At 60.8% G+C, this 22215-nt stretch carries 18 protein-coding genes and 1 tRNA gene; 9 read left to right on the forward strand and 10 right to left on the reverse strand.

The annotated features are described in order from the left end of the window. Positions 1 to 32 precede the first annotated feature (32 nt). Both QMG56_RS05030 and QMG56_RS05035 read left to right on the forward strand, forming a co-directional pair. Positions 33 to 800 (forward strand): ATP-binding cassette domain-containing protein, encoded by a 768-nt coding sequence (locus QMG56_RS05030; protein WP_281821504.1) that lies wholly within the window; start codon positions 33 to 35, stop codon positions 798 to 800. Beyond that, positions 797 to 2314: an ABC transporter permease/substrate-binding protein gene (locus tag QMG56_RS05035; RefSeq protein ID WP_281821506.1), complete on the forward strand. Its 1518-nt coding sequence runs from the start codon at positions 797 to 799 to the stop codon at positions 2312 to 2314. Before QMG56_RS05030 ends, QMG56_RS05035 begins: the two co-directional genes overlap by 4 nt. Positions 2315 to 2318: 4 nt before the next feature. Here the strand turns inward: QMG56_RS05035 and QMG56_RS05040 are convergent, their stop codons facing one another. Next, positions 2319 to 3074, reverse strand: a complete 756-nt coding sequence (locus QMG56_RS05040) for a hypothetical protein (protein ID WP_281821507.1) — start codon at positions 3072 to 3074, stop codon at positions 2319 to 2321. A 159-nt stretch (positions 3075 to 3233) separates the two neighbouring features. On the opposite strand from QMG56_RS05040, the gene QMG56_RS05045 reads away from it, so the two are divergent. Next, on the forward strand, positions 3234 to 4850 hold the full coding sequence (locus QMG56_RS05045) for an alpha-amylase family glycosyl hydrolase (protein ID WP_281821509.1): 1617 nt from the start codon (positions 3234 to 3236) through the stop codon (positions 4848 to 4850). Between the two features lies 1 nt (position 4851). Further along, positions 4852 to 5862, forward strand: a complete 1011-nt coding sequence (locus QMG56_RS05050; protein ID WP_281821510.1) for a glycosyltransferase family 4 protein — start codon at positions 4852 to 4854, stop codon at positions 5860 to 5862. A 62-nt stretch (positions 5863 to 5924) separates the two neighbouring features. Here QMG56_RS05050 and QMG56_RS05055 read toward each other — a convergent pair. Together QMG56_RS05055 and QMG56_RS05060 are read right to left on the reverse strand one after the other, a co-directional pair. Beyond that, positions 5925 to 6000 (reverse strand) — tRNA-Val (locus QMG56_RS05055). Between the two features lie 146 nt (positions 6001 to 6146). Then, positions 6147 to 7052 carry a winged helix DNA-binding protein gene (locus QMG56_RS05060; RefSeq protein ID WP_281821511.1) on the reverse strand — a complete coding sequence of 302 codons (906 nt, stop codon included), beginning with the start codon at positions 7050 to 7052 and terminating at the stop codon, positions 6147 to 6149. A gap of 500 nt (positions 7053 to 7552) precedes the next feature. Here QMG56_RS05060 and QMG56_RS05065 point away from each other — a divergent pair, with 500 nt between their 5' ends. Both QMG56_RS05065 and QMG56_RS05070 read left to right on the forward strand, forming a co-directional pair. After that, positions 7553 to 9334 carry a DUF885 family protein gene (locus QMG56_RS05065; protein WP_375713645.1) on the forward strand — a complete coding sequence of 594 codons (1782 nt, stop codon included), beginning with the start codon at positions 7553 to 7555 and terminating at the stop codon, positions 9332 to 9334. Positions 9335 to 9433: 99 nt separating this feature from the next. After that, positions 9434 to 10375: a retroviral-like aspartic protease family protein gene (locus tag QMG56_RS05070; RefSeq protein ID WP_281821512.1), complete on the forward strand. Its 942-nt coding sequence runs from the start codon at positions 9434 to 9436 to the stop codon at positions 10373 to 10375. Here the strand turns inward: QMG56_RS05070 and QMG56_RS05075 are convergent. Then, positions 10343 to 11194 carry a rhodanese-related sulfurtransferase gene (locus QMG56_RS05075; protein WP_281821513.1) on the reverse strand — a complete coding sequence of 284 codons (852 nt, stop codon included), beginning with the start codon at positions 11192 to 11194 and terminating at the stop codon, positions 10343 to 10345. The genes QMG56_RS05070 and QMG56_RS05075 overlap by 33 nt on opposite strands. Before the next feature lie 63 nt (positions 11195 to 11257). Here QMG56_RS05075 and pdeM point away from each other — a divergent pair, with 63 nt between their 5' ends. Both pdeM and QMG56_RS05085 read left to right on the forward strand, forming a co-directional pair. Then, positions 11258 to 11959: a ligase-associated DNA damage response endonuclease PdeM gene (gene pdeM, locus QMG56_RS05080; protein ID WP_281821514.1), complete on the forward strand. Its 702-nt coding sequence runs from the start codon at positions 11258 to 11260 to the stop codon at positions 11957 to 11959. Positions 11960 to 12139: 180 nt separating this feature from the next. Next, positions 12140 to 14986, forward strand: coding sequence for a TonB-dependent receptor (locus QMG56_RS05085; RefSeq protein ID WP_281821515.1), 2847 nt, complete (start codon positions 12140 to 12142; stop codon positions 14984 to 14986). Between the two features lie 57 nt (positions 14987 to 15043). On the opposite strand, the gene QMG56_RS05090 is transcribed toward QMG56_RS05085, so the two are convergent. Continuing rightward, positions 15044 to 15730 (reverse strand): YggS family pyridoxal phosphate-dependent enzyme, encoded by a 687-nt coding sequence (locus QMG56_RS05090; RefSeq protein ID WP_230187949.1) that lies wholly within the window; start codon positions 15728 to 15730, stop codon positions 15044 to 15046. A 22-nt stretch (positions 15731 to 15752) separates the two neighbouring features. Here QMG56_RS05090 and QMG56_RS05095 point away from each other — a divergent pair, with 22 nt between their 5' ends. Further along, positions 15753 to 16310 carry a thiamine phosphate synthase gene (locus tag QMG56_RS05095; protein WP_281821516.1) on the forward strand — a complete coding sequence of 186 codons (558 nt, stop codon included), beginning with the start codon at positions 15753 to 15755 and terminating at the stop codon, positions 16308 to 16310. Here QMG56_RS05095 and QMG56_RS05100 read toward each other — a convergent pair. From QMG56_RS05100 to QMG56_RS05120, 5 genes are all read right to left on the reverse strand, one after another. Continuing rightward, complete coding sequence (locus tag QMG56_RS05100; protein ID WP_230187947.1) at positions 16307 to 16738, reverse strand: biopolymer transporter ExbD; 432 nt, start codon at positions 16736 to 16738, stop codon at positions 16307 to 16309. The two genes, QMG56_RS05095 and QMG56_RS05100, sit on opposite strands and share 4 nt — an antisense overlap. Positions 16739 to 16817: 79 nt before the next feature. After that, entirely contained in the window at positions 16818 to 19229 is a 2412-nt protein-coding gene (locus tag QMG56_RS05105) for a ligase-associated DNA damage response DEXH box helicase (RefSeq protein WP_281821518.1), read from the reverse strand. A 268-nt stretch (positions 19230 to 19497) separates the two neighbouring features. Further along, entirely contained in the window at positions 19498 to 20880 is a 1383-nt protein-coding gene (gene pgmG, locus QMG56_RS05110; protein ID WP_281821677.1) for a phosphoglucomutase/phosphomannomutase PgmG, read from the reverse strand. Between the two features lie 34 nt (positions 20881 to 20914). Next, a complete protein-coding gene (locus QMG56_RS05115) occupies positions 20915 to 21367 on the reverse strand; it encodes a J domain-containing protein (RefSeq protein ID WP_281821519.1) in 453 nt (150 codons plus the stop codon). After that, on the reverse strand, positions 21367 to 22197 hold the full coding sequence (locus QMG56_RS05120) for a division plane positioning ATPase MipZ (protein ID WP_281821521.1): 831 nt from the start codon (positions 22195 to 22197) through the stop codon (positions 21367 to 21369). The genes QMG56_RS05115 and QMG56_RS05120 overlap by 1 nt, the downstream gene beginning before the upstream one ends. Between the last annotated feature and the right edge of the window lie 18 nt (positions 22198 to 22215).

A 22215-nucleotide genomic window follows, 5' to 3' on the forward strand; every position in this document is an offset into this window, starting at 1 on the left:
CAGGATCGTGCCGATCCTTCTGCGATAGCCACATGCCGCGGGAATCCGGTCCATCGATCCACCTCACCGATGTGACATTGCGCTTCGGCGATGTTCTGGCGCTGGACGATGTGCGCGTCACCATCGACGGCGGCAGCTTCGTTGCCTTGGTCGGCGCATCGGGTTCGGGCAAGTCCACCTTGCTGCGGTCGATCAACCGACTGGTCCAACCAGACAGCGGCGTCGTTCAGTTGGACGGCCGATCCGTGTTGGAGGGTTCCGCCGTCGAACTGCGCCGAAAAATAGGCTATGTATTTCAAAATATTGGACTTTTCCCGCATATGACGGTCGCCCAGAACATCGGCATCGGCTTACGGATCGCCGGTGAATCGTTTTTCGCGTGTCGACTTATTGAACTGCTGACCCTCGTCGACTTGCCCGAAGACATCGGATCGCGGATGCCCGATCAGCTTTCGGGCGGACAGCGGCAGCGCGTCGGCGTGGCCCGCGCTCTGGCGACCGAACCGCATGTCCTGTTGATGGACGAACCCTTCGGCGCCCTCGATCCAGTGACCCGCGACGCTCTGGGCAAGCAGGTGCGCTCCCTGCATGACCGGCTGCGCCTCACCACCGTCATGGTGACGCATGACATGGCCGAAGCGCTACTGCTCGCCGACCGCATCATGGTGATGGAGGCGGGCCGGATCGTCGCCGATGGCACCCCCGCCGACCTGCTGGCCGGGAAGGGCGGAGCCGCCGCCGATGCGCTATTGGCTGTGCCGCGCGACCATGCCCGCCGGCTGGCGGCCCTCGGCGCATGACCGATCTGCTCGCGCCTCTGGCCGCGCATGTGCAACTCGCCGCCGCCGCCTTGCTGCTCGGCCTGCTGATCGCCTTGCCGTTGACCCTCTGGGCTGCGCGCAACGCCCGCGTCGCGCAAATCGCTCTGGGTGCTGCCAGTCTGGTGCAGACCATCCCCGCACTGGCGCTGCTGGCCTTGTTCTACCCAATCCTCTTGTGGCTGTCGGGATGGGTCGGCGGCGGTATCCCGGCGCTCGGCTTTCTGCCCGCCCTGCTGGCCCTCGCCCTCTACGCTGTCCTCCCGATCCTGCGGAACGGCGTGACAGGGCTGGCGAACCTCGATCCCGCCGTGCTGGAAGCTGCCGATGGCGTCGGCATGTCGGCAGGGCAGAAGCTGCGGTTGGTCGAACTGCCGCTCGTCGCCCCGGTGCTGATGGCGGGGATCAGGACAGCGGCCGTCTGGACCATCGGCGCGGCGACGCTGTCCACTACGGTTGGCCAACCCAGCCTAGGCGATCCGATCTTCGCAGGGTTGCAGACGCAGAACTGGGCGCTGGTGCTGAAAGGCTGCGCCGCCGCCGCCGGACTGGCGCTCGCCACCGATATGCTACTCGCCTGGGCCGAACGCGGCATCCGCCAGCGCAAGCCTCGCCAAAGCTGGCTGGCCCTCGCAATTGTGTTTTCAGGTGTCGGCTTATCCTGCCTGCCCCTCCTGCACGCCGCCCCCCGACAAGTCGTGACCATCGGTGCCAAGAACTTCTCCGAGCAGTATATCCTTGCGCGCTTGATCGGATCGCGGCTGGAGGCAGCGGGCTACACCGTGCGCTATCGCGAAGGGCTTGGCTCCGCCGTCATCTACCGGTCGCTGGCGAGCGGCGATATCGACGTCTATGTCGATTATGCCGGAACGCTCTGGGCCAATGAAATGAAGCGAACCGACATCCTCCCACCCGCCAAAATGATCCCGGCCATCGACACATGGATGCAACGGACCAGTGGCGCGCATGTCCTCGGATCGTTGGGTTTCGAAAATGCCTATGTCTTCGCCATGCGCAGCGCCGATGCGCGCCAGCGCCGGATCGCAACGCTGGCCGACTTGGCCCAAGCCTCCCCGCAGCTTCGCCTCGGCTCCGACCTGGAATTTCTGGAGCGGCCCGAATGGCAATCGGTCAAGGCGGCTTACCCGATGGCGTTTGCCCAATCGCGCGCCTTCAGCCCGACCTTCATGTATCGCGCCCTGCAAAGCGGAACCGTCGATGTCATATCGGCCTTTTCCTCCGATGGTCGCATCGCCGCCGACAAGCTGACCGTGCTCAGCGATCCCAAAGGGGCCATCGCCCGCTATGACGCGCTGCTCCTGTTATCTCCGCGCCGCGCCAAGGATGACACCTTCGCCAAGGCTGTCCGCCCGCTCATCGACAGTATCCCGGTCGAGATGATGCAGAACGCCAACTATGCCGTGGACCGCGACTCGGACAAGTTGACCCCGCAACAGGCCGCGCAGAAACTCAACGCCGCGATACGAGCAAAGTGAAGGCTCAGGGCGCGGCACCGCTTTCGGTATAGTCGATCCGGATACGCACCCACGCCCCGACTTGCGATTTGCCCCCGATACGCGGCGGACGAACGAGAAACTGCCACGCCGCCTGCCGCACCGCCCGCGCAAAGCCGGAACCGAGCGGCGATTCCCCCAGCGACTGGCAGTTTTCGACATGGAAATTCTCCACCGTCTTGCACGCCACCAGCCCCCAACCCGTGCGCGGCGCGTTGGACGGCAGATAGGTTGCGAGTTCGGCATTGGTGGGCCGTCTGTACCAGTCGGCTTCGAACAGCGGTTCGCCGCCGGGACCTTCACCGGGACCATAAGTCGAGCTGCTGCTCTTGCCGCTGCCCGCTCCGGCGGAAGCCCCGCCGCCCTGTGTCGATGGCTTGTTGCCGATGTCTGCCGCTGCGTAATCCTGTCGGCTCATCTTGATGAAGGGCAGGTCCGGCGTCGGCGGCGTCTTTTCTACCACCGCAGCGGGGGGGCGGACGGTGGCGGGCACCGGCGGCGCGTCCTCACTGCTCTTATTCTTCGACTTTACCGGATTGGGTGCGGTCTTCGGCCCCGCCTCCGGCTCCGGCATCAACGTGAACGTGACCGGCATCCGATCCTCCAGCTTTTTCCGGATCGACGCTGGCCCCAGATTGAGCAGCAGGAACAGCAGCAGGAGATGCACCAGCAGCGTCAGCGCGAGGGCCGTGATCCGGCGTCGCGTTGCGGGGGTGGTATAAGAAGTCGATGCGGGGGGCATTGCGCGACTGCCTAGCCGCCGCAAAGGCGCGCGGCAATCCAGTGGCAACGGATTAAGTGTATCAAATCGTATCTAGCTGTACGCTTTGACTTCCCGTTGCAACGACCGCGCCTGCCGATCGTTGAGCGAGCAACTATCTGTCACAGATCGGACCCGCTCATGTCATCACCCGCCTTATCAGGTGCGGTCGCGCACCATCCATGGTGGGAAAGCGGCGTAATCTATCAGGTCTATCCGCGCTCGTTTCAGGACAGCGACGGGGATGGCATCGGCGACCTTGCGGGTGTTTTGGCGCGCCTCGATTACATCGCGGCGTTGGGCGTGGACGCCATCTGGCTATCGCCCGTCTTTCCCTCACCCATGGCGGATTTCGGATATGACGTGGCCGACTATTGCGGCATCGACCCGATGTTCGGTGACCTTGCCGCGTTCGACAGCCTGCTGGCCGCAGCCCATGCACGCGGGTTGAAACTCATTCTCGACTTTGTGCCGAACCATAGCTCCGACCAGCACCCCTGGTTCCTTGCCAGCCGCTCATCGCGGGACGATCCCAAGCGCGACTGGTACATCTGGCGCGATCCTGCGCCGGGCGGTGGACCACCGAACAACTGGATCAGCGATTTTGGCGGATCGGCTTGGGAATGGGATGCGCGAACCGGCCAATATTATCTCCACGCCTTCCTGAAGGAGCAACCCGACCTCAACTGGCGCAACCCGGCGCTGCGCGATGCGATGATGGATGTGCTCCGGTTCTGGATGGATCGCGGCGTCGATGGCTTCCGCATCGACGTGCTCTGGCACATCGTCAAGGCTGAGGGACTGCCCGACAATCCCCCCAACCCCCACTGGACGCCCGCCCAGACTGAGCGCGACAAGCTGATCCAGCGTTATTCCACGGACCAGCCCGAAGCCCACGCCATTGCCGCCGATATGCGCGCGCTTGCCGACGGCTATGGCGAGCGTGTCCTGATCGGCGAGATTTTCCTCCCCAACGACCGCCATGCCCGCTGGTATGGAGCGCCGGATCGTCCGCAGGTGCATCTGCCTTTCAACTTTCAGTTGATCGAGAATGACTGGAACGCCGCGACGCTGAACCGCATCATTGCCGATTATGAGGCGTCGTTGCCGCCCTTCGGCTGGCCCAACTGGGTCATCGGCAGCCACGACGCGCCCCGTATCTCCGCGCGCATCGGCGAGGCGCAGGCGCGCGTTGCGGCCATGCTGCTCCTCACATTGCGCGGCACGCCGACGCTTTATCAGGGCGATGAAATCGGCATCGGTCCCGTCGATATCCCCCCGGACCGCATCCGCGATCCCCAGCATTGGCGACAGCCGACGCTCGATATCGGGCGCGATAGGTCGCGCACGCCGATGCCGTGGGACGCGTCCGCCAACGCAGGCTTCACGACCGGCAAGCCCTGGTTGCCACTCAACGCCGACTGGCCGGTGCGCAATGTGGACGCGCAATTGGCCGATTCAGATTCAATGCTGGCGCTCTACCGCGCCTTGACCGCATTGCGCCGGGTCACGCGAGCGCTGGCAATCGGCGGCTTTGCGATGGCGGTTGGTGATAGCGACGTGCTGGCCTATGAGCGCTGGCATGACGATGACCGCCTGTTGATCGCTCTCAACCTTTGTGCCGAACCCCGACAACTGCTGTTGCCCGTCGGCGTCCGCATCGCGGAGGTGCTGGCTTCCACATTACCCTCCCACCCGATGGACGGGACGCTCCACGGGGATGAAGGACTGGTCCTGCGCCTCGAACGGGATGACTGACATGAAGATCGCAATGCTTGCGCCCATCGCCTGGCGAACACCCCCGCGGCATTATGGGCCCTGGGAACTGGTGACGAGCCTTCTGACCGAGGCACTCGTTGCCCGCGACGTGGATGTCACCTTGTTCGCAACCCAAGACAGCATCACTTCCGCAAAGCTGGATGGCGTGGTCCCCGCGCCCTATTCCGAGGATCCGGCGATCGATGCCAAGGTATGGGAATTTCGCCATCTCGCGCACCTGTTCGAGCAGGCCGGTAAGTTCGACCTCATCCACAATCAGGCCGATTTCCCCGCCCATGCTTTTTCCGGACTTGTCGATACGCCTATCGTCACGACCATTCATGGCTTTTCTTCTGACCGCATTCTGCCGATGTATGCGCCTTTCCAGCATCGCGTTCACTATGTCGCGATAAGCGATGCGGACCGTCACCCGGACTTGCGATACGCCGCCACGATCCACCACGGCATCCCGATCGACGATTTCACCTTCAATCCTGACGGGGGCAGCGGCCTGCTGTTTTTCGGGCGCATTCATCCTGACAAGGGCGCCCGGGAAGCCATAACCGTCGCCCAATCGGCAAAGCGATCACTCGACCTCTATGGCATCGTTCAGGACGATGGCTATTATGAACGGGAGATCGTCCCTGCAATCGATGGCGATGCTATCCGCTATCATGGCGCCGTCGGAGGGGAGGCGCGCAGAATGGCGCTCGGTTCGGCACAGGCGCTGCTCCACCTGATCAATTTCGACGAGCCTTTCGGACTATCCGTCATCGAAGCGATGGCATCAGGCACACCCGTCATCGCCACGAACCGGGGTTCCATGCCCGAATTGATCGAGCATGGTGTCAACGGCTTCCTCGTCGATGACATCCACAGTGCGCTCCGGGCAATCGATCGTCTGGATGAGATCGACCGTGCTCAGGTCCGCAAAACCGTGGCCGACCGCTTTTCGATCGAGCGCATGGCGGACGCCTATATCGACCTTTACCAACGCATAGTGGGTGCCTGACCACAAGCGCGCGGCAGGCTCATCTTTGCAGTTGATGAGAGATTAGGCAGGATATGGGGAGGTGGTGGGCGATGACGGGCTCGAACCGCCGACATTCTCGGTGTAAACGAGACGCTCTACCAACTGAGCTAATCGCCCCCTTTTCAGGGTGGATCGGACATCTAGGTCGTTTTGGTCAAAGGTCAAGCCACATTGACCGCTATCCGGGAACATTCCTGATAACATATGATCGACTGATTTCGTAATCCTCCTTCGAAAACAGCCTCGGCGCGCTCTTTGGGTGTTTAGTCCAACCCCTCGCGCGTCAGGCTGCGTGTAGTGGAATACCAACGATGTATCGCGCTTGCAGATTGGTCTGATAAAGCAATGAACACCCGCCGGCCGTCATGCGGATCCGGGCGACGTTCGACGATGCCGCGATCGGTCAGGTGGCGTATCCATCGCAGCGCGGTCGTTGGCGGAACGGCGGAGGCAATGCACAGGCTGGATACGGACACGCGCTCTCCCGACAGGCGCGCTGCCATCAGGTCCAGCATCATATCCCACGCCGGATCGGCAAACAGCTCCTCCCCGAAAAACTCATCGCGCAAACGCCGCGATCGTAACAGTGCGCGGACGGTTGCAGCGGTCAGGGTATCGTCCTGATCGCGCAGCGGCATGTTCCGCCCTGCCGATTGCAAGGGCCATTCTCGACCGGAGTGCATGGTCGCTACCGGTTTGCCGGAACGATGATGGGGTAGCGCGTCTTGTGCGCTGTCGCGCATGTCGTCGTTTTCAGCGCCTCCGCCATTGTAGCGGAGCTTGTCGAGCCTGCGCGCCAGTTGCTCCACTTCTTCGCTCAGCTTCTGGAGTTGCGCGTGATCGCGTTCCTTCCCGCTATCCTGCAAGCTGGGCGAAACACCCGTGCGATGTACCGCCTGGCCTAGCGCGGACTCCCAATCCGTTTCGACCGGATCGAACATCCACTGCACGGCCGCCTCTATCGGTGTGCAGAATCCGAGGTCTGCAAAGGCGGCATCGAGCGTATGGGCGTTTGTCGCGATCACGAGTGCGGCACGGTTGTCACGAACCAGCGCCACCACCGAAGGAAGCAAACCGGGTAAGGCGCCATCGGGATGCGCGCAATCGATGGCCACTACATCCACATCGACGATGCGCGGCAACCGCATGATCGCTTCCTTTTCGGTCATGCATCCAATGCACCGCGCGCCAGCGGCTTCCGCCATGGCGCGTAGCCGGGGCTGTACTGCATTGCGCCCGATGATCAGAAGGGATGGTCGCTTATCTTGCATCCAATCCGGGGCAAAGCTGGAAACGGTTGCTGCCCGATGATGTATTGCCGATGTTTCGGATGCATTTCGTTGCAATGCCATCATCTGCCGCCCCATAAACCACCTCCATGCTCACCTGCTTTATAACTCTAAGGGAAGAATCCGTTTTAGTTCCGCACGCATTCCTCGGTTTTGGAGGTAATTCAAAAAGTTGCGCACAGAGTGCCTCCCTACGCCGCAAAAGCGGCGAACTGCCATGAGCGACCACAACCGTAATGGATCATTCTCTATGAATGTTCTTTATATGTTCTGGCGCTAAGTGTCTAGTCTGGAGCTGGATGGCCCTGATTTTCTGCCTTGCATCTGAATTCGATATCCCGGCACTATCGCGACGGTCGACAGTGCGGAGGGGCAAGGCGGTGCATATTCTTTCCAAGTCCATATTGGCAGTTTCCCTGTTGTGCGCCGCACCGTCCGCATTGGCGCAACAGGGGGAGGTGCGACCCGAAGCGGCTTCGCAGCGCTTGCAGTCGGTCATCGACGATCACTGGAAATGGTGGCTTTCTGCTCATCCGTTCGATGCGACGGCTTTGGGAGTGCGGGACTATGACGCGCAGGTGCCGGATATCTCTTTGGCCGCGAGAGACCGTGATGCCGCAGCGGAACAGGTGTTGCTCGACAGGTTGAACGCTATTCCAGATGCCGACCTGGCACCGTCAGAGCGTACCAACAAAGGCGTGTTGCGATTCATGCTGGCGGAGGATGTGGAAGACAATCGGCACGGCGCACGCAAGATGCTGTTCACGACCTATTATGGCTGGCATCAAAGCGTTGCCGGGCTGGGCGACAATCTGCCCTTTGCCACGCGCGCGGACTATGAAAGCTATCTGGCTCGTCTGGCGCAATATCCGCAGTTCAACGATCAGGCCCTGACGATCACGCGGCAGGCAGTGCAAAAGGGCTATGTTCAGCCCTGCTCGGTACTGGGCGGCTTTGAAAAGACGATCAGCGGCGCGGTTGCCGGACCGCCGGAGGATACGCGCTTTTACGGGCCGTTCCGCCGTACCCGCCCACGCGACATGAGCGCTGCGGAGTGGACCGCCATGCAGGCCCGCGCAACGGCGCTAATCCGCGATGTACTGACGCCCGAATATGAGAAATTCCGTGCATATTTTGTGTCCGGCTATCTTCCCAAATGCCGCAAGGCCGATGGTGCAGCGGCTCTTCCGGGCGGAGCGGCCTGGTACGCTGCGCGTGTGAAGGCGCATACGACCACCGATCTGACGCCTGAGCAAATTCACCAGATCGGCCTGAAGGAAGTGGCGCGTATCCGTGCGCGCATGAACGAAACGGCAAAGGCTGCAGGCTTCCCGACCCGTGAAGCCTTCATCGCGAGCCTGCGCACCGATCCGAAATATTATGCCAAAACGCCGCAGGAATTGCTCAATGCAGCCGCATGGCAGGCGAAGGTCATCGACGGCCTGATACCGCGCTATTTCGGGCGGCTGCCACGTTTGCCTTATGGGGTCCGCGCTATCCCTGCCGAAATCGCGGAGACCACGACGACCGCGTATTACAACCCTGGTTCGCCGCAGAGCGGGATTGCCGGCACCTATTATGTCAATACGTCGAAACTTGATCAGCGGCCGTTGTGGGAATTGCCCGCGCTGACGGCGCATGAGTCCGTGCCGGGTCACCATAATCAGATCGCGCTTCAGCAGGAACTGGATCTTGCACCGTTCCGCAAAAGCGCGGCGGGGTTCACAGCCTTCGTGGAGGGCTGGGGGCTGTATACCGAATATCTGGGTGAGGAGATGGGGCTGTACGATACGCCCGAAAAGATGATGGGGCGCTTGTCGTACGAAATGTGGCGAGCTTGCCGTCTGGTGGTGGATACTGGCCTGCATGCCAAGGGCTGGGACAAGGCGAAAGCGGTGGCGTTCATGACCGACAACACCGCGCTCAGCGCAGCGAATATCGACGCGGAGGTCAACCGTTACATCAGTTGGCCGGGGCAGGCACTTGGCTATAAGATCGGCGAGATCCGCATCCGCGGATTGCGGGAAAAGGCGGAAAAGGCGCTGGGACCAAAGTTCGTGCTATCGCGCTTTCACGATGCCGTGCTGGCGCAGGGGGCAGTGCCACTGGATGTGCTGAACGCGCAGATTGACGAGTGGATTGCGACTGAAAAGGCCAAATAGCGCCTGCGTGCTTGCGTTGAGAGCGACCCTGACCTGTGTTATGCTGCTCACACAATAAAATGAGGTGGGAGAGCAGCGATGTCGGGATTGCGGCACACTATGATGGGGCTGCTCGTTGCGGTCGCTCCTGCTGCCGCTTTGGCGCAGGTCGCTGGCACCGCCTCACTCGATCCTGCAGAGCCGCCTGCAGTCGTGCAGACGACCAACGACCCCGACAATCGCGTCAGCATCCCCATCCGCATAGACGATAAAGGGCCCTATGCGTTCATAGTCGATACCGGATCGCAGCGCACTGTCGTGTCCCGCGAGCTTGCCGATCGGCTCGCTCTTGTCGCCGACGTGCAGGTCAGGGTGTTGAGCATGACCGGCACGACCAATGTCGACACGGTAACCGTGCCGCGTCTGTCTTTCGGTACGACATATGTAAACGACATTCAGGCGCCGGTCTTTTCCGGCGAACATCTGGGTGCCGAGGGACTATTGGGGCTGGACGGGCTGCAGTCCAAACGCCTGGTCCTCAATTTCCGTACCGGCCGCATGGAAATTGGACCGACGCGGCACCGCAAGGCTAAGGACGAACCCGACGCCATTGTGGTGACTGCGCGCAGCAAGCTGGGGCAGTTGATATTGCTCGATTCCCATGCGGAAGGGCAGCGTGTGAACGTCATTCTGGACACCGGCACGGAATATAGCGTGGGGAATGCTGCCTTGCTCAAGCGCCCGACTCGCAAGCAGAAGGGCCGCTTTTCGGGTACCGCGACGATGATGAGCGTGTCGGGACATACGATCACCGGGCAATGGGGCGTGATGCGTAAATTGAAGATGGGCAATCTGACCATGACCGATGTACCGATCATGTTTGCCGATGCTGCCCCTTTTGCTGAATTGGGATTGTCGGAGAAACCCGCGCTCCTCCTCGGTATCAATGCCCTCCGCGCATTTCAGCGCGTTGCCATCGACTTCGGCGCCAAGCGCGTGGACTTTCTGCTGCCCGATCAGGGCGCGCTTTCAGGGCAGCAACTCGCCGCGCTTGACCCCTGATCGATTGCCGCAATCATGCGCTGCGTCCTGTGGAAAGGCAGCGCCGCAAGATTGGCACAGGCTATGCGTGCCAGGCTGCAACCCGTGCCCCACCGATACGCGGTCGTCGAATACGAAGCATTCGCCATGCCAGAGGCTCTGCTCCTCCGGCACTTCCTCCAGATACCGCAATATCCCGCCATTAAGGTGATATACGTCTCCTAGGCCTTGCACCCGGGCATAGGCCGTCGACTTTTCGCACCGTATGCCGCCGGTGCAGAACATGGCGATTTTCGGGCTACGCCCCTGTGCTGCCAGCTCCGCCGAAAACGCATCGAACCATGCCGGAAACTCTCGGAACGATCGCGTTCCCGGATCGACCGCGCCTTCGAATGTCCCAATCGAAACTTCATAAACATTGCGCGTATCGATCACGACCGTGTCAGGATCGGCGATCAGCGCGTTCCAGTCTTGCGGATCGACGTAGATGCCGGCCTGCCGCGCGGGGTCGAGGTTACCTTGGCGCATGGTCACGATTTCCTGCTTCACGCGCACCTTCATGCGACCGAAGGGCATAACGTCCGTCTGCGCATATTTGACGTCGAGCGCCGCACAGTCGGGCAAGCTGCGAATATGGGTCAGAACCTGTGCAATCCCGTCCTTTGGGCCGGCAATCGTGCCGTTGATGCCTTCCTTCGCCAACAGCAGCGTGCCGCGGATGCCCCCCGCTTCGCACACGGCCAGCAGCGGCTCACGCAAGGCTGTTGGATCGGAAAAGTGCGCGAACCGGTATAAGGCTGCGACGGTAAGCGGTTCAGGGTTTTGCGATGGATCGAGCATATCGGCCCTATAATCCCGCATCCCGCCAGTTGAAAGCCCATGCCGCACAGCGCATAGAGGGGCATGGTTCCCCTTTCGTTCGCCGGTCACACGCTGCACGCTTTGCCTCAGGCTGCCCTGTACTGGCCTGCGCGCAAGGCGCTGCTGGTGGCCGATCTGCACTTTGAAAAGGCGAGCTGGTATGCCCGGTCGGGGCAGATGCTGCCGCCTTATGACAGCATGGCAACGCTTCATGCCGTCGAGCGACTTGTCGCCGATACCGGCGCGGAGGAGATTTGGTGTCTGGGCGACAGCTTCCACGACAGCCATGGACCCGCCCGTCTCCCTGCCGATGTTCGCGCGCGGCTGGTCGCGCTGACATCGATACTTCGATGGATTTGGGTGACGGGCAATCACGATGTTGCCATGACAGAGTCGGCGCACTTTGCGGCGCTGGGCGGGCAAGTCGTTACCGAAGCCATAGTGGACGGTATCGTGTTGCGGCATGAAGCCAGCAGCGAAGACCCGCGCCCGGAAATATCGGGACACTATCATCCCAAGCTGCGGATGTCGTTTCGTGGACGGAACGTGGCCCGTCCCTGTTTCGTCAAAGGCGCTGGCAAGATGATCCTGCCCGCCTTCGGTGCGCTGACCGGCGGGCTTGACGCCGGGCATGCACAGATTCGGAAATTGGTCGGCGATACCGGTGAAGCGCTGGTGCCTCTGAACGGCCAATTACTGCGCTTTCCGCTGCTCTCGCCGCAGCTTTGTCGTCGCACCGCTTAAGGCACGTAAAGGTGACGGTACGGAAAGCTCAGGCTGTTGCAATGCAGCATCGCTGACTGTTGCATAAGCGCCGCATTTTCCTGAAAACACAGGGCTGTATTGCTATGCGGCCCTATAAATCCTACGATTATCCTGACGATCGACGTGGTAACATAGCCACGCAGTTAGAGAGGGTGTCCCATGAACAAAAAGCCTTGGTTGCAAACTGCGAGCGCCGTAGCGCTCATCGCCATCGCTGCGGTCCCTGCTTATGCGCAGGAAGCTGTTGCGCAAAATTCGGATGCTGCGCCCCAGACTGAACCGACGGGTAATGAAAGCGACATCATCGTTACGGCTACGCGCCGCGCCAGCCCATTGTCTGACGTGCCGATCGCTGTGTCGGCCGTTACGGCGCAGTCACTGCAGAACAGCGGCGCCAGCGACATCCGTCAACTCAATCAGCTTGCGCCATCTTTGCTGGTGTCGTCGACCGGCTCCGAAGCCAATGGCTCGGCACGCATTCGTGGCATCGGCACCGTCGGCGATAATCCCGGTCTCGAAAGCTCGGTCGCTGTGTTCATCGACGGCGTGTATCGGTCGCGTACCGGCGCTGGCCTCAATGAACTTGGAGAGATCGAGCGGGTCGAAGTGCTGCGCGGACCGCAAGGCACGCTGTTTGGCCGCAATGCTTCTGCAGGTCTGCTCAACATCGTCAGCAAGAAGCCCGAATTCAAACTGGGCGGCAGTGGCGAGATCACATACGGTAATTACGATTACTGGCGTCTGGCCGGCCGCATCACCGGCCCGATCACCGATACGCTGGCAGTCAGCCTCGACGGTGTCCTGTCGAAGCGTGACGGCTTTTACGATCTGATCGACAGGACGGGCAACAAGGTTGGCGATACCAACGATCGCGACCGCTACTTCTTGCGCGGGCAGATGCTGTTCGAACCCACCGATGCCCTGTCGGTGCGTTTGATCGGCGACTATACCAACCGCGACGAAAGCTGCTGCGGCGCTGCCTATATCGAAACGCGCGAACGCCGTCCCGCTTCTGGTGGGGAGACATATAGCGTTGCGCCGTTCAACAGGATCGTGTCGATCCTGCAGGGGCAAGGCGCCGTATTCCCCGCCGATCCCTATGATCGTGAGCTGAGCATTACTTCCGGCCGCGAATATGTCAGCAAGCTGAAGGATTGGGGCGTTTCAGGCGAAATCAACTATGACTTCGGCGGCGCAACGCTGACCAGCATTACGGCCTATCGCGACTATAAGAGCAAGGATTATGGCGACTACGACTACGGCACTGCCGATCTGCTCTACCGCGATCCTGGTACGTTCCGTCAGTTCAAGACGTTTACGCAGGAATTGCGTCTGCAGGGATCGGCTTTCAGCGACAAGCTCGACTGGCTGGTCGGCGGCTATTTCGCCAATGAAAAGCTGACACTGCGGGATAATATACGCTTCGGTGCCGATTACGGGCGCTTTGCGGCCTGCCGCCTGATGGCGGGCTCAGGCTTGAACAGCAACTTCACGGCGGGACAGCTTGCGGCCTGCTCCAGCGGCGCAGCGACTACGCCGCTGATTGCCGCCACGCAGGGCAATCTGAACACCGGGCTTAACGCTGCATTCCTTAACGCGGGCCTTCCTGCAGGCACTGCGGCTGCACAGGCTGGCGCCATTTCGACGGGTTTGGGCAACGGCCTTAGGGCGTTGGCAGCTATCCCCAACGGTGCTGGCGATGTCGACAACCGCTACTATCAGAACAGCCGCAACTGGGCGCTCTTCACGCACAATATCGTGCATTTGACCGATCGGGTCGATCTGACCATCGGCGTGCGTTACACCCGTGAGCGCAAGAAGTTCTCGGCGGACCTCAATAACAACAATGCGACCTGTGCTGCGTTGCAATCCTCCAGCCTGCCTGCGGTGGCGATCAACCCGGCCCTTGGCAGTGCGCAGGCGCTTGCCGGTGGTATCCTGACGCTGGGGTGCCTGGGTAATAGCAGCACGACACTTAATGCTCTGGACCTCAACGACAGCTTCAGCGACGGTGAATTCTCGGGCACGGGCGTTCTTTCCTGGAAGCCCACCAACAACCTCCTGACCTATGCCAGCTATTCGAAGGGCTACAAGGCTGGCGGTTTTAACCTCGATCGCTTCCAGTTAGGAACGACCGGCGTAAACCCGGTTCCAGCCGTGTTCTCTCCCCGCTCCAATGCCGACGTGACGTCGCTTCGCTTCGACGCGGAGAAGGTCGATGCCTACGAACTGGGTATCAAGTTCAGCCAGCCCAAATGGAGCATCAACGTCGCGGCGTTCCGGCAGGAGTTCAAGAACTTCCAGTTGAACACGTTTAACGGCACCGGGTTCGTCGTGCAGAACATCAACGGCTGCGGCAGCGATCTGACGGCAGGATCGCCAGCAGCGGGCGGTGGCCGTTGCGATAGCGGCGATGTGAAGCCGGGCCTGATCAGCCAGGGTGTCGAACTGGAAATGACCGCTTCGCCAGCACGCAATCTGCGTTTGACGGGTGGCTTTACCTACGCGCGTGCAAAATATGCCAACCGCCTCGTCGGTAGCTCCAATGGTCAGGTGCCGCTCGACCCGGCATTGTTCCTGCTGCCCGGCAGCATCAACTCGAACGCTCCGGAACTCGTGACGACAGCGAGCGTCACCTGGACCCCGGACATCGGCACAAGCGGTCTTTCGGCCTTGTTCTATGTCGATGGCCGCATGACCAGCGACTACAATACCGGGTCCGATCTGTTCCCCGAAAAGGGCCAGGACGGTTTTGCGATCTTCAATGCGCGTGTCGGCTTAAGGGGCAAGAATCAGGCCTGGGCCGTGGAATTCTGGGGACAGAACATCTTCAACAAGGACTATACGCAGGTTGCCTTCAGCAGCCCGCTACAGTCAAGCAGCCCTTCGACATCCAGTGTCGGTCAGTTCGGGCGGGTATCGGGCGCTGTCATGGCGAACCAGTTGATCTCCGCGTATCTCGCCGAACCGCGCACCTACGGGGTTACCCTTCGCGGGAAGTTCTAATCGTCTGATCGGTGCAAATAAAGGCCCGCTCCATCGCATGATGGGGCGGGCCTTTTACTATGCGACAGGCCGTCCGCCGAAGAGCGCCGTGCCGACACGCACATGCGTTGCGCCCAGCATGATTGCGGTCTCATAATCGCTCGACATGCCCATGGAGAGGCCAGCCAGCCCTTCCTCCTGCGCGAGCTTCGCCAGCAATGCGAAATAGGGCGCTGCTTCGACATCCGCAGGCGGCACGCACATCAGGCCGAGCAGCGGTACATCCGCGGCGCGTGCCTGCGCGATCAGTCCAGGGACTTCCCCGATCGGGCATCCACCCTTCTGGGCCTCCGCGCCGATATTGACCTGCACGAAACAGGGCACCTGCTTGCCCGCTTTATCCATCGCCTTGGCAAGTGCGGTCAGCAGGGAAGGCCGATCCAACGAATGGATCGCATCGAACAGGGCAACCGCCTCGTCGGCCTTGTTCGATTGCAACTGGCCAACGAGATGCAGGGTGATATCGGGTGTATCGGTACGCAAGGCAGGCCATTTGCCCTGTGCCTCCTGCACGCGGTTTTCTCCAAACACACGCTGTCCCGCCGCGATCAGCGGCGTGATTTCCGCCGCGTTATGGGTCTTCGACACGGCGATGAGGGTGACATCCTGCGCCGTACGTCCGGTGAGGGCTGCGGCGCGAACGATGTCGTTGCGGACAGTCGCGAGCCGCGTTGCGGCATCGACAGAAGAAGTGGCAGAGGTCATGGCGCTTGCTATAAGCCTGCCCATGCCAGCGCGTCACTGCAAAAAATCCCTGCCGACGCTTTGGTTGATGACCGACGAGCGGATTGGCACTGACGCCCTGATGAAAGCGCTGCACCATCTGCCGCGCGGTGCGGGCGTCGTGTTTCGCCACTACGGGCTGAAACGCAAATCCCGGCGCAGGCTGTTCGACAATGTACGCGCAGTTACGCGCAGGCGTCGGCTTTTATTGCTCCTGGCCGACGACGCCCGGACCGCGCGCGCATGGAAGGCTGACGGATGGCATGGGCGGTCGCAAGGCCCGGACACTCTGATCCATAGCGCCCCTGCCCATAATGTACCGGAAATGCGAAGCGCTGAGCAGTCCGGCGCGGACATCCTGTTTGTCTCGCCCGTCTTTCCAACACGCTCGCATCCCGGATCCCGCACACTGGGTCGTGTGCGTTTTGCCATGTTGGCGCGACAGGCCAATCGACCCGTCATCGCCTTGGGCGGTATGACGGCAAGTCGCTGGCGCGGATTGCACCCATCCTGCGCTAAAGGATGGGCAGCAATTGATGGGTGGCTAGAGCGCGCCGGTTAAAACGCTGCATAGTCCTCATTACCCACGAAACCCATGTGCGTGACACCAGCGCGGCGAATATCGGCCAGCACTTCGTCAACTGTGACATAGCGTGTCCGAGCATCGGGCTGGAATTGCAGTTCAGGCTCCACCGGAAGCATCATCGTCCGATTGAGATAGCGCCGCAACGTCAGCCGGTCGATCGCCGCGCCGTTCCAGCGGATCGTGTCGGTTGCATCGATAGTCAGTCGGTTCTTCAGCGTGTTGACGGGATCAAGCACCGACTCTGTAGGTTTTTGCGGTAGGTCCACGCGGATGCCATGAGTCTGCATCGGAATGGTGATGATGAACATGATCAGCAAAACCAGCATCACATCGATGAGCGGCGTAGTGTTCATGTCACTGACCGGCTCTTCGCCATGTCCAACCGCTTTTACAAACGCAGTCATCCCACCCTCCCACATAATGTTATACCATAACAATATTCCTTACTTTGGCGGTTGGCAAGTGGATTTTAACCGTCTGCCTCTATTCCGTCCGCATTGCCTCGCGCACCAATGCCTCCGCTTCGACCAGCAAGGCATCCTCCGTCGCGCGACTCCCCACCGCCTCGCGACCCATCAGGATCAGGGTGGGTACGGCAAGCGGACTGACGCGGTCCAGCGTGATATGCAGCATCGTATCGGCCGCCCGGTCGATCAGATCGCCTAGCCGACCCACATCGGTCATGCGCGCGCGGGCATCGGCCCATGCGGCATCCATCAGCATATGGTCGGGCTCATATTTGCGGAGCACATCGTAGATAAGATCGGTCGAAAACGTCACCTGCCGCCCCGTCTTGCGTTTGCCCGGATGCTGCCGCTCGATCAGCCCACTGATGACCGCCACATCGCGGAACGCCCGCTTGAGGAGGCTCGATTGCTCCACCCACTCGACGAACTCGTCCGTCAGGATATCGCGCGTGAACAGGCTGCGTGGGTCTGTGACGGGTTTCAGGCTGTTGATCGCCAGCGCATAGTCGTTCGCCACGAAGCCTACCGGCATCAGTCCCTGCGCCTCCATACGGCGGGTCAGCAGCATCCCCAGCGACTGATGCGCATTCCATCCTTCGAAGCTGTAGCAGATAAGATATTCGCGGCCTTCATGCGGAAAGGTCTCGACAAGCAACTGCCCCGGTCGGGGGAGAGCGGAGCGTATCTGCTGCGTTTCCAACCACTCGTGGACGTCGGGCGGAAAGCGATGCCATTGCTCCGGGGAGGCCAGAAATTCACGAACCCTGTCGGCCAGCCGCGTCGACATCGCCATGCGCGTCCCGCCCCAACTGGGGATGCGCGCCGGGCGACTGGTCGCGCGAACGATAAGATCGGTGGTATCCATCTTCACGACTTCCAGCGCCGTTCCCGAAAAGAAGAAACAGTCGCGCGGTGCCAGTTGTGCGGCAAAGCCTTCCTCGACCGTGCCAAGCTTTCTTCCATTGGCAAAGCGCACGTTGAGCACCGGCTGATCGACGATAATGCCTGCGTTCAGCCGATGCTGCGCGATGAATTGCGGATGGGCCACGCGCCATTGCCCGTCGGGATCCTTCACCAGCCGTTTGAACCGGTCATAGGCTTTCAGCGCATATCCGCCGCCTTCGATGAAGGCGAGGACGCGCGCAAATTCCTCTGCGGTCAACGCACTATAGGGGAGGGCGGACCGTATCTCCTCCAGCATCGCTGCTTCCTGAAACGGTCCGGCACAGGCGACACCCATGATGTGCTGCGCAAGGACATCCAGCGCACCGGGGCGAAAATCGTCGGCATCGCGTTCGCCCGCTTCGACGGCGTCGAGCGCCGCACGCGCTTCGAGATATTCGAATCGATTGCCGGGGATTACGATCGCTTCGCTCGGCGTGTCGAGCCGGTGGTTGGCGCGCCCGATCCTTTGCAGCAATCGTGAGCTGCCTTTGGGGGCGCCCATCTGAATCACGCAGTCCACATCGCCCCAGTCGACACCCAGGTCCAGTGATGCTGTCGCCACAAGCGCGCGAAGTTTACCGGCGGCCATCGCATTTTCCACCTTGCGCCGTGCTTCTCGCGACAAACTGCCGTGGTGGATACCGATGGGAAGATTGTCGTCGTTGGCGGACCACAGTTCCTGAAAGATCAGTTCCGCCAATCCGCGCGTATTGCAGAATACCAGCGTCGTGCGGCGTTTCTTGATTTCCGCCATGACTTGGGTGGCGGCGTACTTCCCCGAATGACCGGACCACGGCACGCGGCCCTCGGGGATCAGTATGTCGATGACGGGGTCGGCACCTTGCTCGCCGATCACCGTTTCGACAGTGTTGATGTCGCCATCGGGTGCAAGCCAGGCGCGGTAAGCGTCGACGTCCGCAACGGTCGCGGACAAGGCGACACGCCGCAAAGCGGGATGGATGGTCTGCAACCGCGCCATACATAATGCCAGCAGGTCGCCCCGCTTCTGCGTGGCGAATGCATGGACCTCATCGACGATGACGGTTTTGAGATTGGCGAATAGCAACGCTGCGTCGGGATAGCTGAACAACAATGAAAGTGATTCCGGCGTCGTCAGCAATATGTGAGGCGGTCGCACCCGCTGGCGTGCCTTCCGGTCGCTGGGGGTGTCGCCCGTTCGTGTCTCGACGCGGATCGGCAAATCCATTTCGTCGATTGGCGTCAGCAGATTCCTCTGGACGTCAACAGCCAGCGCCTTGAGCGGGGATACATACAAGGTGTGCAGCCCGACATGCTGCGTTTCGATAAGATCCGCCAGCACGGGCAGAAACCCGGCAAGCGTCTTGCCAGCGCCGGTGGGTGCGACAAGCAGCGCGTGCTGTCCAGCTTCCGCCGCTGCCAGCATGTCGCGCTGATGGCGTCGAGGAGACCATCCACGTGCAGCGAACCAGTCGTCCAAAGCGGCGGGAAGTGCGGAAGCCATTCACGGATATAGGTATCGATGGGCCGACACCACAACAGTACCATCGCCAAACAAAAAAAGGCCGCCCCGAAGGACGGCCTGAAAGTTTTAGGAGAGGATGCCTGAAAGGCCTGATCGTTGTGCATCGCAGCAAGGGTTGCTGCAAATGCGAAAAACAAAACACTGGTTGCAAAAATTGCAACTCTACAAAGAAGCTAGACTTCCGTAACGGAAGGTCGCGTGCCGTCCTGTTGTTTTTAACAGGCCGATATGGCGTCTCAGGCGAAAATCAGTGTCCTGCTTGCGGGCCGCGTTCCAATCCGGACGCCGCAAGTTGCGAATCGATCTGCGCGAGCAGCTTGTCGAGTCCCGCCTGATCCTTGGCTTCTGCGCGGGCAACCAGCACATCCTGGGTGTTGGATGCACGCAACAACCACCAGCCGTCGGGCGTGTTGACGCGTGCGCCGTCAGTGTCATTCACCGTTGCGCCGGATTCCTTCAGACGTGCGAGCACTTCGTCGATGACAGCAAATTTGCGGCTTTCATCGACCTGGAACCGCATTTCGGGTGTGTTGACCATGGCGGGCATTTCGCTGCGCAATTGGGTGACGCTCTTGCCCAGCGATGTTGCCGCGCGGATCAGACGGACGGCAGCGTATAGCGCATCGTCGAAACCATAATATTCATGTTTGAAAAAGATATGACCGCTCATTTCGCCGGCCAGCGGGCTGCCGGTTTCCTTCATCTTCGACTTGATGAGGCTATGACCCGTCTTCCACATCAAAGGCACGCCGCCCAGTTCCGCCACGCGATCGTACAGTGCCTGACTGGCCTTTACGTCCGCGATGATCGTCGCACCGGGCAGTTCCTTCAACACCGGCTCTGCATAGATCGACAGCAACTGATCGCCCCAGATCACCCGACCTTCGCCATCGATGGCGCCAATACGGTCACCATCGCCATCGAATGCCACGCCGAAGTCGAGCTTCTTGTCGGCAACCAGCGCCTTAAGATCGACGAGGTTCTTTTCCTCGGTCGGGTCGGGGTGATGATTGGGAAAATTGCCGTCAACGTCGGTAAACAGGGTGTAATGCTCACCCGGCAGCAGCTTGATGAGCTTCTCGACGATCGGCCCGGCCACGCCATTCCCGGCGTCCCAGCCAATACGATAGGATGCACCGTTGAAGCCTTCGACCAGTCGCGCGACATACCGGTCCATGATCTCGACGCTTTCCGACCCGGCAGTGCCATCGTCCCAATCGCCGTTTGCCGCCATCGTGCCGAGCTGCTGGATATCGGCGCCAAAGAAAGGACGGTGCTGAAACACCATCTTGAAACCATTGTAATTGGCAGGGTTGTGGCTGCCCGTGATTTCGATTCCGCCATCCACGTCCAGCACGGCTTCGGCGTAATAGAGCATCGGGGTCGGACCTTCGCCGATCCGCACGGCATGGATGCCGCTTTCATTGAGACCTTTGACGAGAGCGGCCTCCAATATCGGCGAGCTGACGCGACCGTCATAACCTACGGCGACTTTCTTGCCGCCTGCACGCCCGATCAGCGTGCCGAAACCGCGACCGATGGCATAGGCATCGGCTTCGCCCAGCGTTTCGCCGATAATGCCACGAATGTCATATTCGCGCAGAGATGTAGGGTGAAAACTGTGCGTCATGCGTCTTCCTGTCTTTCTGAAATTGTTCGTGGCGTTACCGATCGCGGCCCGAATCTTGTTCATTGTGCATGTGCAATATCGCATAATGCTGCAATAGCACATCGCGCGCTTCGTTGATTTTTGCTGCTAGCGCCTGCGTGCCGCCTTTGTCGGGATGGACCGTGGCAATCAAACGACGATGTGCCGCCCGAATGTCTTCAGCATCAGCATTGGCCGACAACCCCAGCAGTTCTCGCGCATCCGCGACACGGCTTTCATCCGGTGCTGCGCGAACGGCTATTGCGGGCTTGCGGATACGCATCGCCGCGTAAATGACAGAGACGATCACCGGCAACACGCCGATGAGCGGCTTGCCTTTGGCCGCCATCACCGCGCCTACGATGGCGATGCCAAGCATCAGGCCGTCCTTGGCAGTTATCCGCTGCAGTCGCCCAGTCCAGATAAGCCATCCGGCCACCCCGATAAGCAGAATGGCCAGCAACCCCATCAGGCAGCGTCCAGCGGCTCTTGGTTGTGGGCATCGGCGGAAGCGGCTTCCTGCTCATGCACCACCGACGGCAAGGCCAGGCCGGCCACCATTTCGCGCAGCTCCTGGCGCGCCGCGATATGGCTGACGCCCAGTTCGCCCAGATGCCCTTTGTCCAGCAAGGTCAGGCCTGACGGAAACAGCTCACGATAGATCACACGCTCGGACAGGCCGGGAATAACACGGAAGCCGACACGTCGCGATAATTCGGTGAGCGCATCGCCCACCCGCTTCTTGTTGCGAGCGTCGTGATGCTGGACGCGGTTGCGCAGCACTACCCAGTCGATCGACACCCCGTCGGCTTTCGCACGGCTTTTGCGCGCTTCGAAAATCAGTTCGGAATAAAAGGAAAGGCGCTTGACCTTGAATGTCTCGGCATCGACTTGCCCGATCAGGTCGAAATCGACGAAGCTGTCGTTCATCGGCGTTACCAGCGTATGCGCCTGCGATGCCATGGCACGGGCGAACACATCGTCACGACCGGGTGTGTCGACCATCAGGAAATCCTTGCCCTGCGCTACGGCAGCCACTTCCTCCGCTAGCGCCTCCAGCGTGTCGCCCTTGAAAACGGCGAATTCAGGCGCAGGCAGCACGATGTTGCGCCGCTTCGCCGTTTCGCCCCGGTTTTCCATATAGCGGGTAACGGTTCGTTGCCGGGGATCGAGATCGATCATCCCGACTCGGTGCCCCTGCGTTGCCAGCGCTACGGCGACGTGCACCGCCGTCGTCGATTTGCCCGTGCCGCCTTTTTCATTGGCAAAGACGATGGTGTGCGCCTTGTGGCTGGTCATTGGACCTGCAGTTCCCTG

This window comes from Sphingobium sp. BS19, assembly GCF_027925545.1.
Lineage (GTDB): Bacteria > Pseudomonadota > Alphaproteobacteria > Sphingomonadales > Sphingomonadaceae > Sphingobium.